At 71.8% G+C, this 14951-nt stretch carries 13 protein-coding genes; 4 read left to right on the top strand and 9 right to left on the bottom strand.

Annotation, left to right across the window (positions count from 1 at the left end; genetic code table 11):
- Window positions 1-60: 60 nt before the first annotated feature.
- Both I6A81_RS16595 and I6A81_RS16590 read right to left on the bottom strand, forming a co-directional pair.
- On the bottom strand, window positions 61-1749 hold the full coding sequence (locus I6A81_RS16595) for a choice-of-anchor I family protein (protein ID WP_203007532.1): 1689 nt from the start codon (window positions 1747-1749) through the stop codon (window positions 61-63).
- A gap of 425 nt (window positions 1750-2174) precedes the next feature.
- A complete protein-coding gene (locus I6A81_RS16590; protein ID WP_203007533.1) occupies window positions 2175-3794 on the bottom strand; it encodes an esterase-like activity of phytase family protein in 1620 nt (539 codons plus the stop codon).
- 319 nt (window positions 3795-4113) lie between these two features.
- Here I6A81_RS16590 and I6A81_RS16585 point away from each other — a divergent pair, with 319 nt between their 5' ends.
- Window positions 4114-4887, top strand: a complete 774-nt coding sequence (locus I6A81_RS16585) for an SDR family oxidoreductase (protein WP_203007534.1) — start codon at window positions 4114-4116, stop codon at window positions 4885-4887.
- A gap of 211 nt (window positions 4888-5098) precedes the next feature.
- On the opposite strand, the gene I6A81_RS16580 is transcribed toward I6A81_RS16585, so the two are convergent.
- The 3 genes from I6A81_RS16580 to I6A81_RS16570 all read right to left on the bottom strand — a co-directional run bounded on the left by I6A81_RS16580 (window position 5099) and on the right by I6A81_RS16570 (window position 7908).
- Complete coding sequence (locus I6A81_RS16580; protein WP_203004326.1) at window positions 5099-5332, bottom strand: acyl carrier protein; 234 nt, start codon at window positions 5330-5332, stop codon at window positions 5099-5101.
- A gap of 93 nt (window positions 5333-5425) precedes the next feature.
- Complete coding sequence (locus tag I6A81_RS16575) at window positions 5426-7396, bottom strand: HAD-IIIC family phosphatase (protein ID WP_203004303.1); 1971 nt, start codon at window positions 7394-7396, stop codon at window positions 5426-5428.
- Window positions 7393-7908: a serine O-acetyltransferase gene (locus I6A81_RS16570; protein ID WP_203004304.1), complete on the bottom strand. Its 516-nt coding sequence runs from the start codon at window positions 7906-7908 to the stop codon at window positions 7393-7395. Before I6A81_RS16570 ends, I6A81_RS16575 begins: the two co-directional genes overlap by 4 nt.
- A 511-nt stretch (window positions 7909-8419) precedes the next feature.
- Between I6A81_RS16570 and I6A81_RS16565 the strand changes: the two genes are divergently transcribed.
- On the top strand, window positions 8420-8824 hold the full coding sequence (locus I6A81_RS16565) for a MerR family transcriptional regulator (protein WP_203004305.1): 405 nt from the start codon (window positions 8420-8422) through the stop codon (window positions 8822-8824).
- Here I6A81_RS16565 and I6A81_RS16560 read toward each other — a convergent pair.
- Together I6A81_RS16560 and I6A81_RS16555 are read right to left on the bottom strand one after the other, a co-directional pair.
- Complete coding sequence (locus tag I6A81_RS16560; protein WP_203004306.1) at window positions 8790-9110, bottom strand: hypothetical protein; 321 nt, start codon at window positions 9108-9110, stop codon at window positions 8790-8792. The genes I6A81_RS16565 and I6A81_RS16560 overlap by 35 nt on opposite strands.
- A gap of 165 nt (window positions 9111-9275) precedes the next feature.
- Window positions 9276-9950 (bottom strand): CPBP family intramembrane glutamic endopeptidase, encoded by a 675-nt coding sequence (locus tag I6A81_RS16555; RefSeq protein WP_203030875.1) that lies wholly within the window; start codon window positions 9948-9950, stop codon window positions 9276-9278.
- Window positions 9951-10383: 433 nt separating this feature from the next.
- Here I6A81_RS16555 and I6A81_RS16550 point away from each other — a divergent pair, with 433 nt between their 5' ends.
- Window positions 10384-11856 carry a sensor histidine kinase gene (locus I6A81_RS16550; RefSeq protein ID WP_307874709.1) on the top strand — a complete coding sequence of 491 codons (1473 nt, stop codon included), beginning with the start codon at window positions 10384-10386 and terminating at the stop codon, window positions 11854-11856.
- Window positions 11853-12518, top strand: coding sequence for a response regulator (locus I6A81_RS16545; protein ID WP_203004308.1), 666 nt, complete (start codon window positions 11853-11855; stop codon window positions 12516-12518). Before I6A81_RS16550 ends, I6A81_RS16545 begins: the two co-directional genes overlap by 4 nt.
- A gap of 232 nt (window positions 12519-12750) precedes the next feature.
- Here I6A81_RS16545 and I6A81_RS16540 read toward each other — a convergent pair whose 3' ends face one another.
- Together I6A81_RS16540 and I6A81_RS16535 are read right to left on the bottom strand one after the other, a co-directional pair.
- A complete protein-coding gene (locus I6A81_RS16540; RefSeq protein WP_203004309.1) occupies window positions 12751-13293 on the bottom strand; it encodes a hypothetical protein in 543 nt (180 codons plus the stop codon).
- A gap of 4 nt (window positions 13294-13297) precedes the next feature.
- On the bottom strand, window positions 13298-14386 hold the full coding sequence (locus I6A81_RS16535) for an ImmA/IrrE family metallo-endopeptidase (protein ID WP_203004310.1): 1089 nt from the start codon (window positions 14384-14386) through the stop codon (window positions 13298-13300).
- Between the last annotated feature and the right edge of the window lie 565 nt (window positions 14387-14951).

The raw sequence follows: 14951 nt of genomic DNA, 5'->3' as shown, positions 1-14951 counted from the left end.
GTCTTCCGGCGGTGCGCCGGAAGACGAGCCCGATCGACGCGGATCAGTGATCGACGTGGATCAGTGGTTGATGGCGAACAGGGTGGTCGAGCCGGAGACCTCGTTGCCGACCGCCAGCATCGGCTCGCCGGTGGGCGAGTCGCTGTTGTCGATGAAGTGCAGGCCCTCGGGGCCCAGGTCGCCGGCGTTGGTCGCGAAGTCGCGGTTGTTCACGTACGTCACGAACGTCGGCGCCGCCGGGTCCGAGACGTCGAACACCATGACGCCGCCGACCCGCTCGAGGCCGATGAAGGCGTAGAGGTGGTGGCGGACCTTGCCGATGGCGACGCCCTCGGGCTCGGGGCCCTTGTCGTCGCTACGGCCGTCGAAGGCGACCTCGGTGTGGTTGGAGTTGAAGTACGTCGGCAGCGCCTGGGCGATCAGCTTCTCGAACTTGTCGCCGCTGTAGCTGACGAGCTGGCCGTCGGCGGTCCAGATGGAGAAGCCACGGCTGCCGTGGGTGTAGAGCGTCTCGTAGCAGCTGCCGTCCGCGGACAGGCCCTGCGCGAGCGTGATGTTCAGCCGGCCCAGGTTGGCGTCGGAACGCAGCTGGGCGAGGGTCATCCCGGCCGCGGTGGCAACCGAGGCGCAGATCGGCTTACGGCCGCCCGAGCCGAGGTCCTTCACCCGGGCGACCTCCGAGTAGCCGTCCCAGTCGCGGGTGTCACCCTCGTCGGCGGTGATCAGGTAGATGTCGCCGCCCACCTCGAACTGGGCCACCGAGTCGGGCAGGCGGAAGGCCTTGACCGGCCAGGTGCGGATGTTGACCGCGCTGTCGCGGTCGCTCGCGTCGAACGGCACCACCGAGCGGTCGACGGTCCCGAACGACCAGATCTTCTCGACGGTGGCCTTCTTCAGGTCGACCACGGCCATGCCGTTGGCCTCCTGGAGGGTCACGTAGGCCTTCTTCGACCGCCGGTCGATCGTGATGTACTCCGGCTCCAGGTTCTCGCTCACCGGGAAGGCCGGGGTGCCGGTGCCGGCGTCCGCCCGGCCACCGAAGATCCGGATGCCGGCGGGCAGCTTGTTCCCCTCGAAGGCGTGGAAACCGGCGGCGCGGACCGCGGACTGGGGCACCGCGGCGCCGATCTTCCGGGGGATGCTGACGATGGAGATCGAGCCCTCGGGGTCGACCGAGTAGTCCTCGGCCGGCTCGCCCTCGTTCGCGACGACCGCGTACTCGCCGTCCTCGGTGATCGTCACCATGTCCGGCAGCGCCCCGACGCGGACCGCGCCGAGCGCGGCGCCCGAGCCGTTCGCGTCGAAGAACACCAGCCAGCCGAGGTCGGTCTTGTCGTCGGACTGGACCGCGATGACGCCCAGGCCGTCCTTGCGCACGGCGACCGAGTTCGCGGACGCGCCCGCCGGGATCACCGAGCCGTCCGCGGCGGTGATGCCCGCGGTCGTCACCGCGAACAGCCGGGTCGGCGCGGCCGGGTTCCTGACGTCGAGCACCTCGACCTCGCCGGCCGCGGCGTTCACCTTCAGCAGCCGCTTGGCCTTGGCGTAGTACTCGACGATCTCCGCGGCGCCCTCGTCGAAGACGCCGGTGTCGTGGCTGCCGAGGGGAGCAAGGGAGATCTCGGCGTCCGGCGCGGACAGGGTGACCGGGTTGGGGACCACGACGGCGGACGCCGGCGTCGCGAGCAGGGCGACCGCTGTCGCGCCCGCGGCGACGACGAGCGGTGGCCAGGTACGGCGGTTGAACACTACTTCCCCCCAGGGAGGTCCGGACCGGGCGGTTCGTCGTCCGGTCGGTGCCCTCGGGACGTTAGGGGCCCGCTCTAATCCACACCCGAATGGAAGATGAACAACTCCGTAAGCAGACGACTTCGTCCGCCCACCGTCGCACGTCCGGGCCCTCTCCCGTCCCAGGCCACCGGCCTACGACGCCTCCCGTGGATGGACAGGTCCACGGCGGGGCACGCCACCGGCGGCCGGGATCATGGCGAGTCACGCCGGGTCACCGGCACCAATGACAATCAAGGAGCGGTACGCCGGCTTCGGTCCCCACAAGATCTTCACCAGATCCGGACGCGCGGCTCCGGCCGGGAGAACGCCGGGGCCTGGGCGCCCACCGCGCCCAGGCCCCGCGTCCGTTCTCGGCCGGCGCCCTGACACGGGCGCCCCGGTGCCTACTTCTTGACGGTGATGGTGACCGTGCCGGTGGCGGTGTACGTGCCCGTCAGCTTCTCCAGGTCGACCACCAGGAAGGAGCCGTCGTCCTGCCGGCCGTTCGGCAGGATCTTGGCCTTCAGCTGGAACGGCGCCGTGGTGGTGGTGAGCCCGTTGATGCCGAAGTCGCTGTCATTGCTGATGACGAGCGTCTTCCCGCCGTCGAGGGTCGCGACGCCCTCGATCTTGTCCTGCCCGAAGAAGTAGCCGTTCGGGTTGAGCGTCTTGATCATCCCGGAGAAGTCGAGGTACAGCGACTTGCCGACCGGGGTGATGCCGGCCGCGGCGAGCGTGGCGGCCGCGGCCGCGGTGGGGGACTCGCCGACGGCGGCCTCGATGGTCTTCCCGCCGAGCAGCAGGCCGCCCTTGGCCGCGTCGTAGGTGGCCCCCGGGACGGTGTGGCCGGGGCCGACCTCGGTCGCGCCGGCCAGGTCGATCAGGAAGATCTTCTTGACGGCGTTCGGGGCGAAGTTTCCATCACGCTCGGTGACAAGAAACTGGGTGTTCGACAGCGCGGTGATCTCGCTGGACGCGCCGGCGTTGGTCGCCGGGTTGTCGAGCAGGTACAGGTACTGGTGGGTCACGCCGGTCTTCAGGTCGTGGGTCACGATCCGCAGCGGCGCGATCCTGACCGGCCGGGCCCCGGCCAGGTCCTTCTGCTGCAGCGCGGACTGCATCATGCCGACGAGCGTCGTGCCGTCGGGTGTGAGGGTCAGGCCCTCCATGCCCCGGTTCGGCATCCGGTTCTTCAGCTCGGCGGGCAGCGTGTCGTCGAACGGCGAGAGACGCCCGATCTGCCGGCCGGAGGCGTCGAAGTGGGTGATGTAGGGGCCGTACTCGTCGGAGACCCAGAACGTGCCGTCACGCAGCGCCACCAGGCCCTCGGGGTCGTACCCGTTGGGGTCCTTGGGCAGGACGTTGCCGTTCAGGTCGGTGATGGTCTCGCCGGTGTCGGCCTCGGTGCTGACCAGCCCGTTGTACGGGGTGCCGTCGGCGGCCCGCAGCAGGATCGTCTCCTCCAGCGTGGCGGTGCCGTCGTCCTTGAGCTTGAACCGGCCGATGGCCGGGGTGAACGACGGCATCGGCTCGACCTTCGTGCCGTTCGGGCCGTCGACGTTCGGGCCGCGGTCGGTCAGGCCGTAGAACTGGCCCTTCTTGCCCGGCACCGGGTAGATCGCGGAGCCGAAGGACCCGCCGGAGATCTTCACGCCGCCGATCGTGTCCAGGGGAGGCAGCTTGGTGTCGTACTTGAGGACCGCGTCGGTCACCGTGTAGGTGAAGCTGTCGGTGCCGGTGAAGCCCGCCTCCGGCGTGTAGCTGAACGTGCCGTCGGGGTTCAGGCTCAGCGTGCCGTGCGCCGGGCTGGTGTTCCCGACCAGCGTCAGCGGGTGGCCGCTGTCGTTCTTGAGCAGGCTGTCGTTCTTGCCATACGCGGTGAGCGTCTGGCCGGCCCTGACCTGGTAGCTGTCGGGTTTCGCCCGCGGCGCGTCCTGATCGCCACCGGCCTGGGCGACGCCGGCCCCCACCAGCGCGATCGCCATCGCCCCCGCGGCCGCCGAAGTGATCCTCAGACGGTTCATTCGAGTCCCCAACCTCCCCCTCGCGTGCCCGACGGCACGCCGTCGGCGAGCATCCCGGGTTCCGATGGCGCGGATCCGTCCCGCGCATGGCCCGGTGGTTAACCGCGGTACACGGCTCGGGGCCGGTCATGGGAGGGGTCTCTGGACTCGACCACCAGGCCCGCCGCGCCACAGCCAGGCCATGGCCGCGCCAGCTACGACGGTTCCGAAAGGGTGGTATCTGCCGTTCGCGGACAGCCGGCCACCGTCTCTACTCTTACGTAAGGGTAGAGTTCTGCTCGATCGCGGTGTGTGACGATCGAGGGAGGCTGGGTCGCGGATGGGCGAAGATCGGCCTGTCGTCCCTCCGGACGAACCGGGATGCTCCACGACTCGCCTCGCCGGTCGCGCCGCGCTGGTCACCGGGGCCTCGAGCGGCATCGGCCGGGCCGTGGCGTTGCGGCTGGCTCGGGCAGGGGCAGCCGTGCTCGGGACCGCCCGGGACCGCGACGCGCTGGAGACCCTGGCGAAGGAGGCGGACAGCGCCGGCCTGGCGGTGCGTTACCAGCCGGCCGACCTCACCGTCGACGAGGACCGGGCGAAGGTGGCCGAAGCCGTCCGCGACCAGTTGGGGCAGCTGTCCGTGCTCGTCCACTGCGCGGGCCTGTACCGGCGCGGCGGCCTGGCCCAGGCGCCACTGGCCGATCTGGACACGCAGTTCGCGGTCAACGTGCGCGCGCCCTACGTCCTCACTCAGCTGCTGCTGCCCGACCTGCTGCGGACCCGCGGTGACATCGTCTTCGTCAACTCCACCCAGGGCCTGTCCGCGAGCGGCGGGGTCGGGCAGTACGCCGCCACGAAGCACGCGCTGCGGGCGGCGGCGGACAGCCTGCGCGCCGAGCTCGGCGACACCGGGATGCGGGTCTGCACCATCTTCCCCGGCCGCACCGCGACTCCCATGCAGGAGAAGGTCTTCGAGGGGGAAGGGCGGCCCTGGGACCCGGCCTCGCTGATCCATCCCGAGGACATCGCCGAGGTCATGACCAGCGCGCTGGAGCTGCCTCCGCGCGCGGCGGTCACCGACATCACCATCCTCCCCGCCTTCAGGACCTGACTTCCCAGGGAGCCGCCGCGCCGGCGTGGCGGTGCCCGGCGCTTGTCCGTAGCGCCCGGCGCGCCGCGCCGGCGCGGCGGCCCGATGGCGCGGCGGCCCGATGGCGCGGCGGCCCGATGGCGCGGCGGCCCGATGGCGCGGCGGCCCGATGGTGACGCGGTGACGCGATCATCCGATGGCGCGGTGGACCCGGTGGACCCGGTGGACCGGGTCAACTCACCGGGAGGTGCTCCTCGAGGTAGCGGCGCAGTTCACCGACGTTGGCGAACGATCCGAGCCGTTCGTCGGGGATCTCGACGCCGAACTCGTTCTCGATCGCGAACATCAGGTTGATGTGCGCCAGCGAGTCCCAGGCCGGGATGTCCGCGGCGGTGGTGTCGTCGGCGAGGGTGAGCGCGTCATCGGCGAAGATCTCCCGAAACACGCGCCGCAGTCGCTCCTGCATGGTCAACTGGCCGTCCCTTCGAGCTCTCGGTTGGTCTGAGCGAGCCGAAGGGCGCGCGATCACGGCGGAGCCGCGCGCCCGGTGGCTTCCTGGTCAACACAGGTGAATGAAGCCCGGGGTGTCGCCGGCCGCCTCGACGTCGAGCAGCCAGGTCGTGCCGTCCGGCTCGGCCGCGGCGCCGTCCGGCTGGCCGCCGGACGCGCCGGCGCGCGGTTCGGCCGCATCGGTGGGGGTGAAGCCGAGTCGGGCGTAGAGGTCGGCGACCAGCCCGTTCTTGGCCGTCGGGCGGTAGTGGCCGCGCAGGTGACGGCAGCCGCGGCGCCGGGCCTCGGCGACGAGCAGCCCGGCCATCTCGTCCTCGAGCGTCCGGCCGATCACCCGGCAGCTCATCAGCCAGGTGTCGATGTCGAGCACGTCGCCGTCCTCGCGGGCGATCACGACGGCGACCAGGCCGTGGTCGCTGAACCGGTCGGCCAGCCGGACGCACAGCACGGCGGTGCGCGGGTCGGCGGCCAGCGCCGCGAGCTCGGCCTGGCCGCGGCGCCGGCCGGTGAGGTTGAACTGGTTCGTCTTGCCCACCAGCTGCGCGACCCGGGGCAGGGTCACCTCGTCCAGCCCGACGACGGTGGCCACCATGGCCAGGCTCCGGTGGAAGTCCGCCAGCGAGCTCGCGGCGGCCGCGAGCTCGGCCGCCTGGGCGCGGGCACGGTACTGGCCGGCGCGCGCCGCGTCCTCCGCGGTGAGCGCCGGAGTCTCGAAGAACGGGTAGGACGCCAGCGCGCGCACGTAGCCGTGCGGGTCCGCGGGCAGGTCGATCACGTCGACCGCGCCGGCGAGCTGGCGCACGACCTCCCGCTCGGCCGGGTTGTCGTCGACGAAGACCAGCGAGTCCAGGCCGATTCCGAGCGTGCTCGCGATCCGGCGGATCTGGGTCGGCTTGTCGTCCCAGGAGGCGGAGAACATCGCGATGTCGTCCAGCCGGATCCGCATCGCCGGGTGGCGTTCGAACACCTCCCGGGCGTCGGCGTCGTTGTTCTTCGAGCAGACGGCGAGGATGATCCCTTTCGCCTTCAGTTCCAGGATGTGCTCCTGGAACGCGGTGAACGCCTCGCCGGCCGGCCCGTCTCCCAGCGCGATCCCGCCGAGGCCCTCCTCCCCCAGGACGCCGCCCCACAGGGTGTTGTCGAGGTCGAGCACCAGGCACTTGCGGCTGGCGCCGAGCTGGGCGCCGATCACGGCGGCCGTGTGCCGGGCGAGCAGCGGCACGCAGCTCAGCGAGACGGCCTGCTTGGCCCGGTGCCAGTAACGGGGGTCGAACCAGGTCCGCTTGCCGACCTCGGCGGCCAGCCGGTCGCAGTCGACCAGCGCCACCCGCCCAGCGGCCGCCCGGCCACCGGCCGCCCGCCCGAGGGCCGCGTTCACCGCGGCGAGCATGGCCGCGCGGCAGCCCGGGACGCTCGCGGCCAGATGCCCGAGCGCCAGGTCCGGCGGGACGGCGAACGTGTGCTGCACGATCCGCGCCGTCCCGGCCCGGTCGGCCAGCAGGTCCCACAGCGACGTCCACCGGGCCACCTCGGCCGCGACGTCGGCGTCCGGGTGCTCGCTCATCGCCGGCAGCTGGGCCTCGCCGGCGTGCACGGCCAGGACGACGACGTCCGGCGCGAACCGGTAGAGCCCGCTGGCGGGGTCGAGGATCTCCTGGCGGTACTGTCCGTAGCCGCACTCGTACACCTCGACCGCGACCCCGGCCCGCGCGCCCGCGACCGGCAGCAGCGCCGCGAGCTGCGACGTCGTGTAGCTGCCGAGCACGGCCACCCGGGCCGAGCGGGCCAGCGGTGGCAGCGCCGCCAGGCCGCGCGCCACGACGGCGGCCGCCGCCGACCAGCACGCCAGGTCGTCACCCGCGTCGGTCGCGGCCAGCGCCCACCGCACGGCGCCGGCGTCGTCGCCGGCGCGGACGGCGGCCCGCGCCCGGTCGAGACACAGCCGCGCCGGCGTGACCGCCGGGCCCGCGGTCTGGGCGGGCACCGGCCCCGCGGCGGTCGGCCGCGCGTCGCGGGTCACGCCTCCCGCCGCATCACTCGGGCCGGCGCGGCGAACACCGTCGCGCCGGCCGGGACGTCCATGGTCACGATCGAGTTCGGCCCGATCTTGACGTCGTCCCCGATCGTGATCGGGCCGAGCAGGTGGGAGCCCGGGCCGATCTCCACCCGGGCGCCGATCGTGGGCACGGCCTCGCGGGGCGCCGACGTGGACGTGAACCCGATCGTCACGTTGTGCCGCAGGATGCAGTCGTCCCCGATCGCGCAGAACGCCGGGATCTGCACCGCCTGGTGATGCCCGATGCGCACGCGCCGGCCGATGGCCGCCTCGTCGGAGATCTCCGTCCCGTACACGTTGCGGATCAGGAGTCTGTTGACGAGCTTGTAGAGGACGCCGACCGGCGGCCGAAGCCAGCTCGGCGCCGTCAGCCGCCAGTGGCCGACCCGGTAGACCACCAGGGCGTGCAGCCCGGGGTGGACGAACGAGCGGTCGTGGTTGACCCAGTCCTCTCGGACCAGCGGCCCCAACGTCATGCCCGTCCGCCCGCGCTCCGTGACCCGCGCTTCGGCCGGTCTGGAATCCCTGGCCGCCGCCGTCGACCCGCCATGGCCTGTCTCACTCCCCATCCGGTCGGAACCTCTCGTCGCGACCTGCACCTGAGCCAACCATACAGTTACGTAAGGGTTGACTGTGGGAAGGCCTGACTATGGCACGAGGTGACGGGCCTGGGCGTCAGGTGCTACAAGATCTACCACTGGTCATCGTCACGACTGCAGATAGCGAATCAGTTGATACTTACAGTAATCAAGCATAGTCCGGCTATGGGTGGAAGCCCTGGGGAGACGCCTGTGAGCCGCGCCACCGGCGCGGAGCCGACCCGCGCCAACGGCTCCGGCCGCCGCTTTCGGGTCGGATCTGGATCACCTGCCCGCACGCGAGCCCGTGCTGGCGCCAAGCCGGGATGGACCCGACGTACAGTGCCAACGGCCCGATAAACACTGACGTAAGGGTCTGGTCCGGCCCGGGTAGCGAAAGGGTCACACAATGGAGGACCCACGACTGGCGACGTTGCTCCAGATCGGAGAGCTGGCCGAGCGGGTCGAGCTGTCCCTGCGCACCGTCCGGTACTACGACGAGGCCGGGCTGCTCGCGCCGGCCAGCCGGACCAGCGGCGGCTACGCCCTGTATGACGACGGGGCGGTCGACCGGCTTCTCCTGATCAAGAAGATGAAGCCGCTCGGTTTCACGCTGGAGGAGATGCGGTCGCTGCTCGCCCTGCGCGACGAGCTGGCCAGCCGCGGGCTGCCTCCCGACCGCCGCGACGAGCTCAGCGAGACGCTGCGCGCCTGGGTCCTGCTGGCCGAGGAGAAGCTCGCCGCCCTGCGCGCGCAGATGAGTGTGGCGGAGGACTTCGTCAACAGCCTGCACCACGACACCGCCTACAGCTGAGGCGAGTAGCCGTCGCCCACCCGGCCGGCCCCAGCCGGCGAGACGCCGCCCCGGCGGCGTACCAGAAGACGGCGAGCGCGAGCGTCTCGACGGCGGCTCCGGGGGCACTGGTCGTCAGCGCGCGCCGGCTGGCGTCGACGTCGAACGGCGGCGCCACCAGCCAGCCGGCACCGAACGCCACCGCCACCTGGTCCAGCAGCCAGGCGCCGACCGCCAGAACAAAGATCACGATGTTCAGCGCGAAACTGATCGTCGCGTCGGGCACGACCGCGACCAGCGGGTTCATCGTGACGTCCTTTCAAGGGTGTCCGTGCCGCGCGGCGACACGGGAGCGGAGACACGGGAGCGGAGACACAGGGCGGAGGCACAGGCGCCCGCGGCGATGAGGGGCGGCGCGCGCGGGTGGCGCGCCCGCCGCCCCCGTCCGGTGGATTCCACCGCGCCAGGCGAGCTATCGGAGCACGACCGCGAGGGTGAGGGCGACGACCAGGACGGACTGCGTGCTGTGCACCGCGATGCCGATGAGCGCGCTGCGGTAGCGCTTCGCCGGATAGCTGATGGCGAACATGTCGACCAGCGCGCCAGGGATGGCCCACGGCATGTGCAGGTGGTAGGTCGCGAACAGCACCCCGTTCGCGATCCAGTCACGCCGGCCGAAGACGCCGTTCATCCGGGGCAGCAGAAGCCCACGGAACAAAAGTTCCTCGCCGAGGACCGTGTTGAAGACGACGAGCACGACGACGATGGCGAACCAGCCCCAGGATCCGGCCAGGAAATCCTGCCCCGCGGACGAGTCCAGGAACGTCTTCATGTCGCGGGTGGCCGGGTGCGGGATCATCGGCACCAGCTCCATGGCCGCGAAGACCAGGATGCACGGGACGAGGATCAGCCACAGCCGGCCGCCGCGCCGTCCGGTGCGCCGGCTGCTCGGGGCGCGCAGCCACAGCGCCGCGCGGATCCGTGACCAGCGCAACGACCGCTGCTCCCGGACGAGAAGACCGACGACCAGCACGAACTGCCAGAAGAGCCCGGCCGTCATGCACAGGATCAGCGCCCTGCTCATCGGCAGCGGCCCGTCGAGGCGGCCCGCGAGCCAGGGGGCGACGACCCAGGACAGCAGGGCCATCGGCCCCGCCGCGGCCGCCCAGACCGCCCCGATCCGTCGTAGCGAGTACTGGGGCGGATTCTCGGGCCCGGGCCGCGTGGAACCGGTCGGCCCCGCGATTCCCGGTGTCGCGCGCCCGACAATGTCTCCTGTGCCGGAAACGGCGGCGTCTCCTCTCGGTGAAACGGCGGCGCCCCCTCTACCGGAGATGCCGGCCGGGCCGGCGCCCCGGCCCACGGGCCGGGGCGCGCGCCGGTGTGACGATGAATCCGTTGAGATGGCCATCGCGCTCGTCGTCCTTTCTTCGTCGCTTTCCTTGCCGGTTGGAGACGTTAAGGACGCGGAACCCCGGCGTCGTCGGCGCGCGGGCACATTCGCGGCTCTGACTCGCGGGCGAGGCGTCTCTTACTTTGGATAGAGGCCGCAGGGGCGGTGCCGGCGTTACGGTCGACCGGTGAGGCGCTTCTGGCGGTTTGCGCGGTCATTCGCGCGGGGCTACGGACTGGACCTGCTCATCACGGCCGTGGCCGTCGAGAGCGCGCTGGACGTCGCCTTCTGGCAGGACACGACGGCGGCCCGGCGCGTGCCGGCCTGGTTCGGGGCCCCGGCGGTCGCCCTGATCGTGCTGGCGCTTCTCGGCCGTCGCGGCTGGTCCGGCTGGCGCGGCCCCGCGGACCCGGTCGGTCCAGGCGGGCCGGCCGGATCGGCCGGATCGGCCGCGGCCGGCTCCGGTCGCTGGCGGTTCGCGGCGCCGGCGCTGGTGTTCCTGCTGGCCCCCGCCTTGTCGTTCGCCGACGGCCGGATCGTGACGGCCACCACCGGGGTGTTCGCCGCCGGACTGGTGGCCGCGCTGCTGCTGGGACAGCTCGCGGACGCCACCCGGGCGTGGCTGGGGCTCGCCGTCGTCCTGGTCAGCGTGGAGATCATCGTCTTCAACGACCCGAACCACCTGGCGGGCAGCTTCGTCTTCACCCCGGCGCTGTTCGCGATCGCGTGGCTCGCCGGCTTCGCGCTGCGCGAACGGACCGCGCAGGCCGCCGCCGCCGAGGAGCGCGCCCACCTGGCCGAGGTCGAGCGCGCCGCGGCGGCCCGGGTCGCCGTCGCGGAGGAACGCGCCCGGATCGCCCGCGAGCTGCACGACGTCGTCGCGCACGCCGTGAGCGTGATCGTGCTGCAGGCCGGCGCGATCCGGCACGGCCTGCCCGACGCGCTCGCCGAGGAGAAGGACGCCCTGCGCGGCGTCGAGCGCACCGGCCGGGCCGCGCTCACCGACATGCGCCGCCTGCTCGGCGCCCTGCGCCGCGAGGACGAGCACGCCGACCTCGCGCCACGGCCCGGGCTCGCCGCCCTCGACAGCCTCGCGGACGAGCTGGGCCGCGCCGGCCTGCCGGTCCGGCTGCGCCTCGAGGGCGAGCCCAGCGAGCTGCCGCCCACGCTCGACCTCGCCGCCTACCGGATCGTCCAGGAGGGCCTGACCAATGCCCTCAAGCACGCGCACGCCCGCCAGGCCGCGGTGGTCGTCCGCTATGAGCCCGACCAGCTCCGGATCGACGTCAGCGACGACGGCAACGGCCCTTCCTCGGATGGTGACGCCGGTTTCGGCCTCGTCGGGGTACGGGAGCGGGTGACGATCTACGGTGGTGAGATGACCGCGGGTCCGGCGCCTGGTGGCGGCTTCCTGCTACGCGCGCGCCTTCCCCTGGGTTCGGGCCCCGTCGATCGGCCCGGCGACGCGGGCGACCGCGGGGGATCCAAGAATGCCGCTGGTCTCGTAAATGCCGCTGGTCTCGGGGATGCCGCTGGTCTCGGGGATGCGACCGATCCCATGAATACCGCCAATCCCATGGAGGCCGCCGGTCCAGTCGGGGTCGGCGGCGCCCTGGCGGACGGACGGCCCGCGGGCGGCCGGGACGGCGGTGGCCGATGACGATCCGGGTGCTGGTCGCCGACGACCAGTCGATGGTCCGCGCCGGCTTTCGCATGCTGCTCGCGCGTGAGCCCGACATCGAGGTGGTCGCGGAGGCGAGCACCGGGCGGGAGGCGGTGCGCCAGTCCGCCCGCACCGACCCGACCGTCATCCTGATGGACATCCGGATGCCCGAGCTGGACGGCCTGCGCGCCGCCCGGGAGATCCTCGGCGTCAACGCCGCCGCGCGGATCCTGATCCTCACCACGTTCGACCTCGACGAGTACATCTACGAGGCGCTGCGCGCAGGCGCCAGCGGCTTCGTCCTCAAGGACGACCCGCCGGAACAGCTGATCGCCGCCATCCGGACCGTGGCCGCCGGCGACGCCCTGCTCTCACCGGCCGTCACCAGGCGGGTCATCAGCCAGTTCGTCCGCGTCCCGCCGCCGGCGCCGCCGGCGGAGCTGGGTGATCTGACCGCGCGGGAGCGCGACGTCTTCCAGCTGATCGCCCTCGGCCTGTCGAACGCCGAGATCGGCCGGGAGCTCTTCATCGGCGAGGGCACGGTCAAGACGCACGTCACCCACGTCCTGCAGAAGCTCGACCTGCGCGACCGGGTGCAGGCCGTCGTCCTCGCCTACCAGTCCGGCCTCGTCGCCCCCGACGGCCCGCGCCCGTCGTAGTGCCGCCTCAGGGAATGCCTGCCCGGCCGGCGGCCGGGCAGAGCGGCGGCCCGGCCACTCCGCTCCCGCGTCGTGGCAGACCCCCGAAGGATCCCCGACGTGCTGTCGGACATCAGGGTCACGAAACGGTGCCGGTCGCGGCTCTGGCGTCTGACACGGTTCCCCCTGTCGGACAGGACGAGCGCGCGGCCGCACGCGGGCACAGGGCGAACGCTGCCGGGCATGGCAGTGGTCAGGACGTGAGCCACTTGTCGAGGGAAGGCCTGTCCGTCACGCCTGGCGGCGCGCCGCGGCGCTGGCCGCGCAAAGTCTGTACGTATCCCCACAGGGTGTCGGCATCGATCCAGCCGAATCTTGTGGCGAGCTGCAGCAAGCGCCAGGTTCGAACGACCTGAATGCCGTGGCGAGCGGCTAGTCGGGCGGCGTCGTTGTCATCCGTAACGAAGAAGCCGTCGACCCGACGATGAAGCATGATCGCGATCGTTTCGGCCTCGCCGAGGTGGCGGTGGGGGTGGTCTCCTGGGCTGGCGAGCTCCTCGCGAAGGACCCTTGTCTCCCGCAGTTCGGTCGCGTCGGGAAACCAGGGCGCCCCAAAAATGTCATGCACGGCGGTCAACGCACCGCGGCCGGGATAGCGCGCCGAGGCGGCGCATTCGGCGGCGACGGTGGCGCACCAGCGGCCGTTCCCGTTCGCCAACCGTTCCAGCAGGTCCATCCGGTTGATGATCGCAAAATTGATCAGGACGGTGTTGTCAGGGAACAGGAGGGCGGCCATGCGGCTACAGGCCCAGCGCCTCGGCGAGATCGGCTATGTCCACCTCGGGAATCGGTGGCAGGTCGACCTCGAGGGCGTCTGGGTGAATGCCGAGCATCCAGGCCAGGGTGCCCTTACCGAGGGTGCCGCCGGCGATCGCGGTGAGGTGAGCCTCCTGGAGCCTGAGGGGAAATCGCCGCTGGGCGGCCACGTCCATGCGCAGGGTGATCTCGTCCTCGACCGAGGATGATGACCAGTGGCGTCGTAGCAGGCGCTGGGTCGGCTGGCCCGCCCATTCGGCCACCACGGCCGGAAGCTGGCCATTCAATGCGCTCAGGCGGCGGGCGAGCGCGTCGGTGGACACCCCCCAGCGCCACACCAGATCAGCCAGCCCGGCCGCGTCCAACCGGTTCCAGTCGACCGCGGCCAGTTCTTCGCGCGGTAGAAGCAGGTCGGCGGCGAACGTGTTCGCCGCCGCCTCGTGCCGGTCCCGGTCGGACTCGGACAGGCCCTGGTCATGATGAGCGAGGGCGAGGTGCCCCAGTTCGTGGGCCAACGACCAGTTCTCCCGGAACCAGTTCCCGGTCGCGGGCAGCGCGATGACGCGCTGGCCGCCGATCGCGAACGAGTAGGCGGTCGACAGGTCAGCGAGCCGGACGACGTCCACACCGAGTCGGCTTTCGAGCCGATCGGCGAACGGGCGCACGAAACCCTCATCAAGCGCCGCGCGAACCGCACCCGGGCTGTCTGGAAGCTCCCGTAGCCGCTCCGGCTGGGGATAGGCCTGGCGATAGGCAAGGGCGACATCGCGCAACGCCTGCTCGTCACGATCCCGGCCGGGCACCTCCCGGCGGCCCGTCAGATGGTCGAAGTCGTGCCGCGCCGCGACGACCAGCCGATGCGGGTCAGGCAGCCCGGTGATCAGCCAGTGGATGTCCGCGTCCAGCAGATCGGCCAGCCGCGCCAGCTCGATCGACGAGAACGCCCGCTTCCCGCGCAGGGCCCGCGAGAAGGCATCGGCGGTCATCTCGACGCGGTCCGCGATGTCACGATGCAGCGCCGTCGGACAGCTCCGCCCGATCTGCTCCAGCACTCGATCACCGATGCCGCTCACGACTACAGGCTACCCCGATCAATTGGGAAAATCCCAATCGCCGACGACCGTCGTCCCCGGCGGCCGTGCCCACGAGGCCGCATACCGTCCCATCAGTGATCGAGCTCGGGCCTCGGCCGGCCGCGTGGGGCGATGGGCGATCCCTGACAGCCGGCTGGCCGGTCGAGGTCGGGTCGCCTAGGTGCCGAGGGCGGGGTCCGTCCACGGGTTGGGTCCGTCCACGGGTTGGGCCCGTCCACGGGTGGGTCGCCGGCCGTCCGGTGGGAGCGGCTGTCCTGCCGTCCGGCGCCGTACCCAGCGACGTTCACCCGGCCGCAGGCCACCCGTTCCCGTGAGTGGCGGCCCCGAAGTGTCCACCAGAACGCGAGCCAGGGCCCGCGAATCCGCGGACAGATCGGCGGTCCGGCCCGGCCCATCCTCGGTCGCCACTGCTCCTGGACTTGTCCGTCGATACGCGGGCCAGGGACCGCGCTACCGCGGACAGATCAGCGGTCCGGCCCGGCCCATCCTCGGTCGCCACTGCTCCTGGACTTGTCCGTCGATACGCGGGCCAGGGACCGCGCTA

The organism is Frankia nepalensis, from assembly GCF_016786325.1.
Classification (GTDB): Bacteria; Actinomycetota; Actinomycetes; order Frankiales; family Frankiaceae; genus Pseudofrankia; species Pseudofrankia nepalensis.
This window is presented reverse-complemented; position numbering and strand designations above follow the sequence as displayed.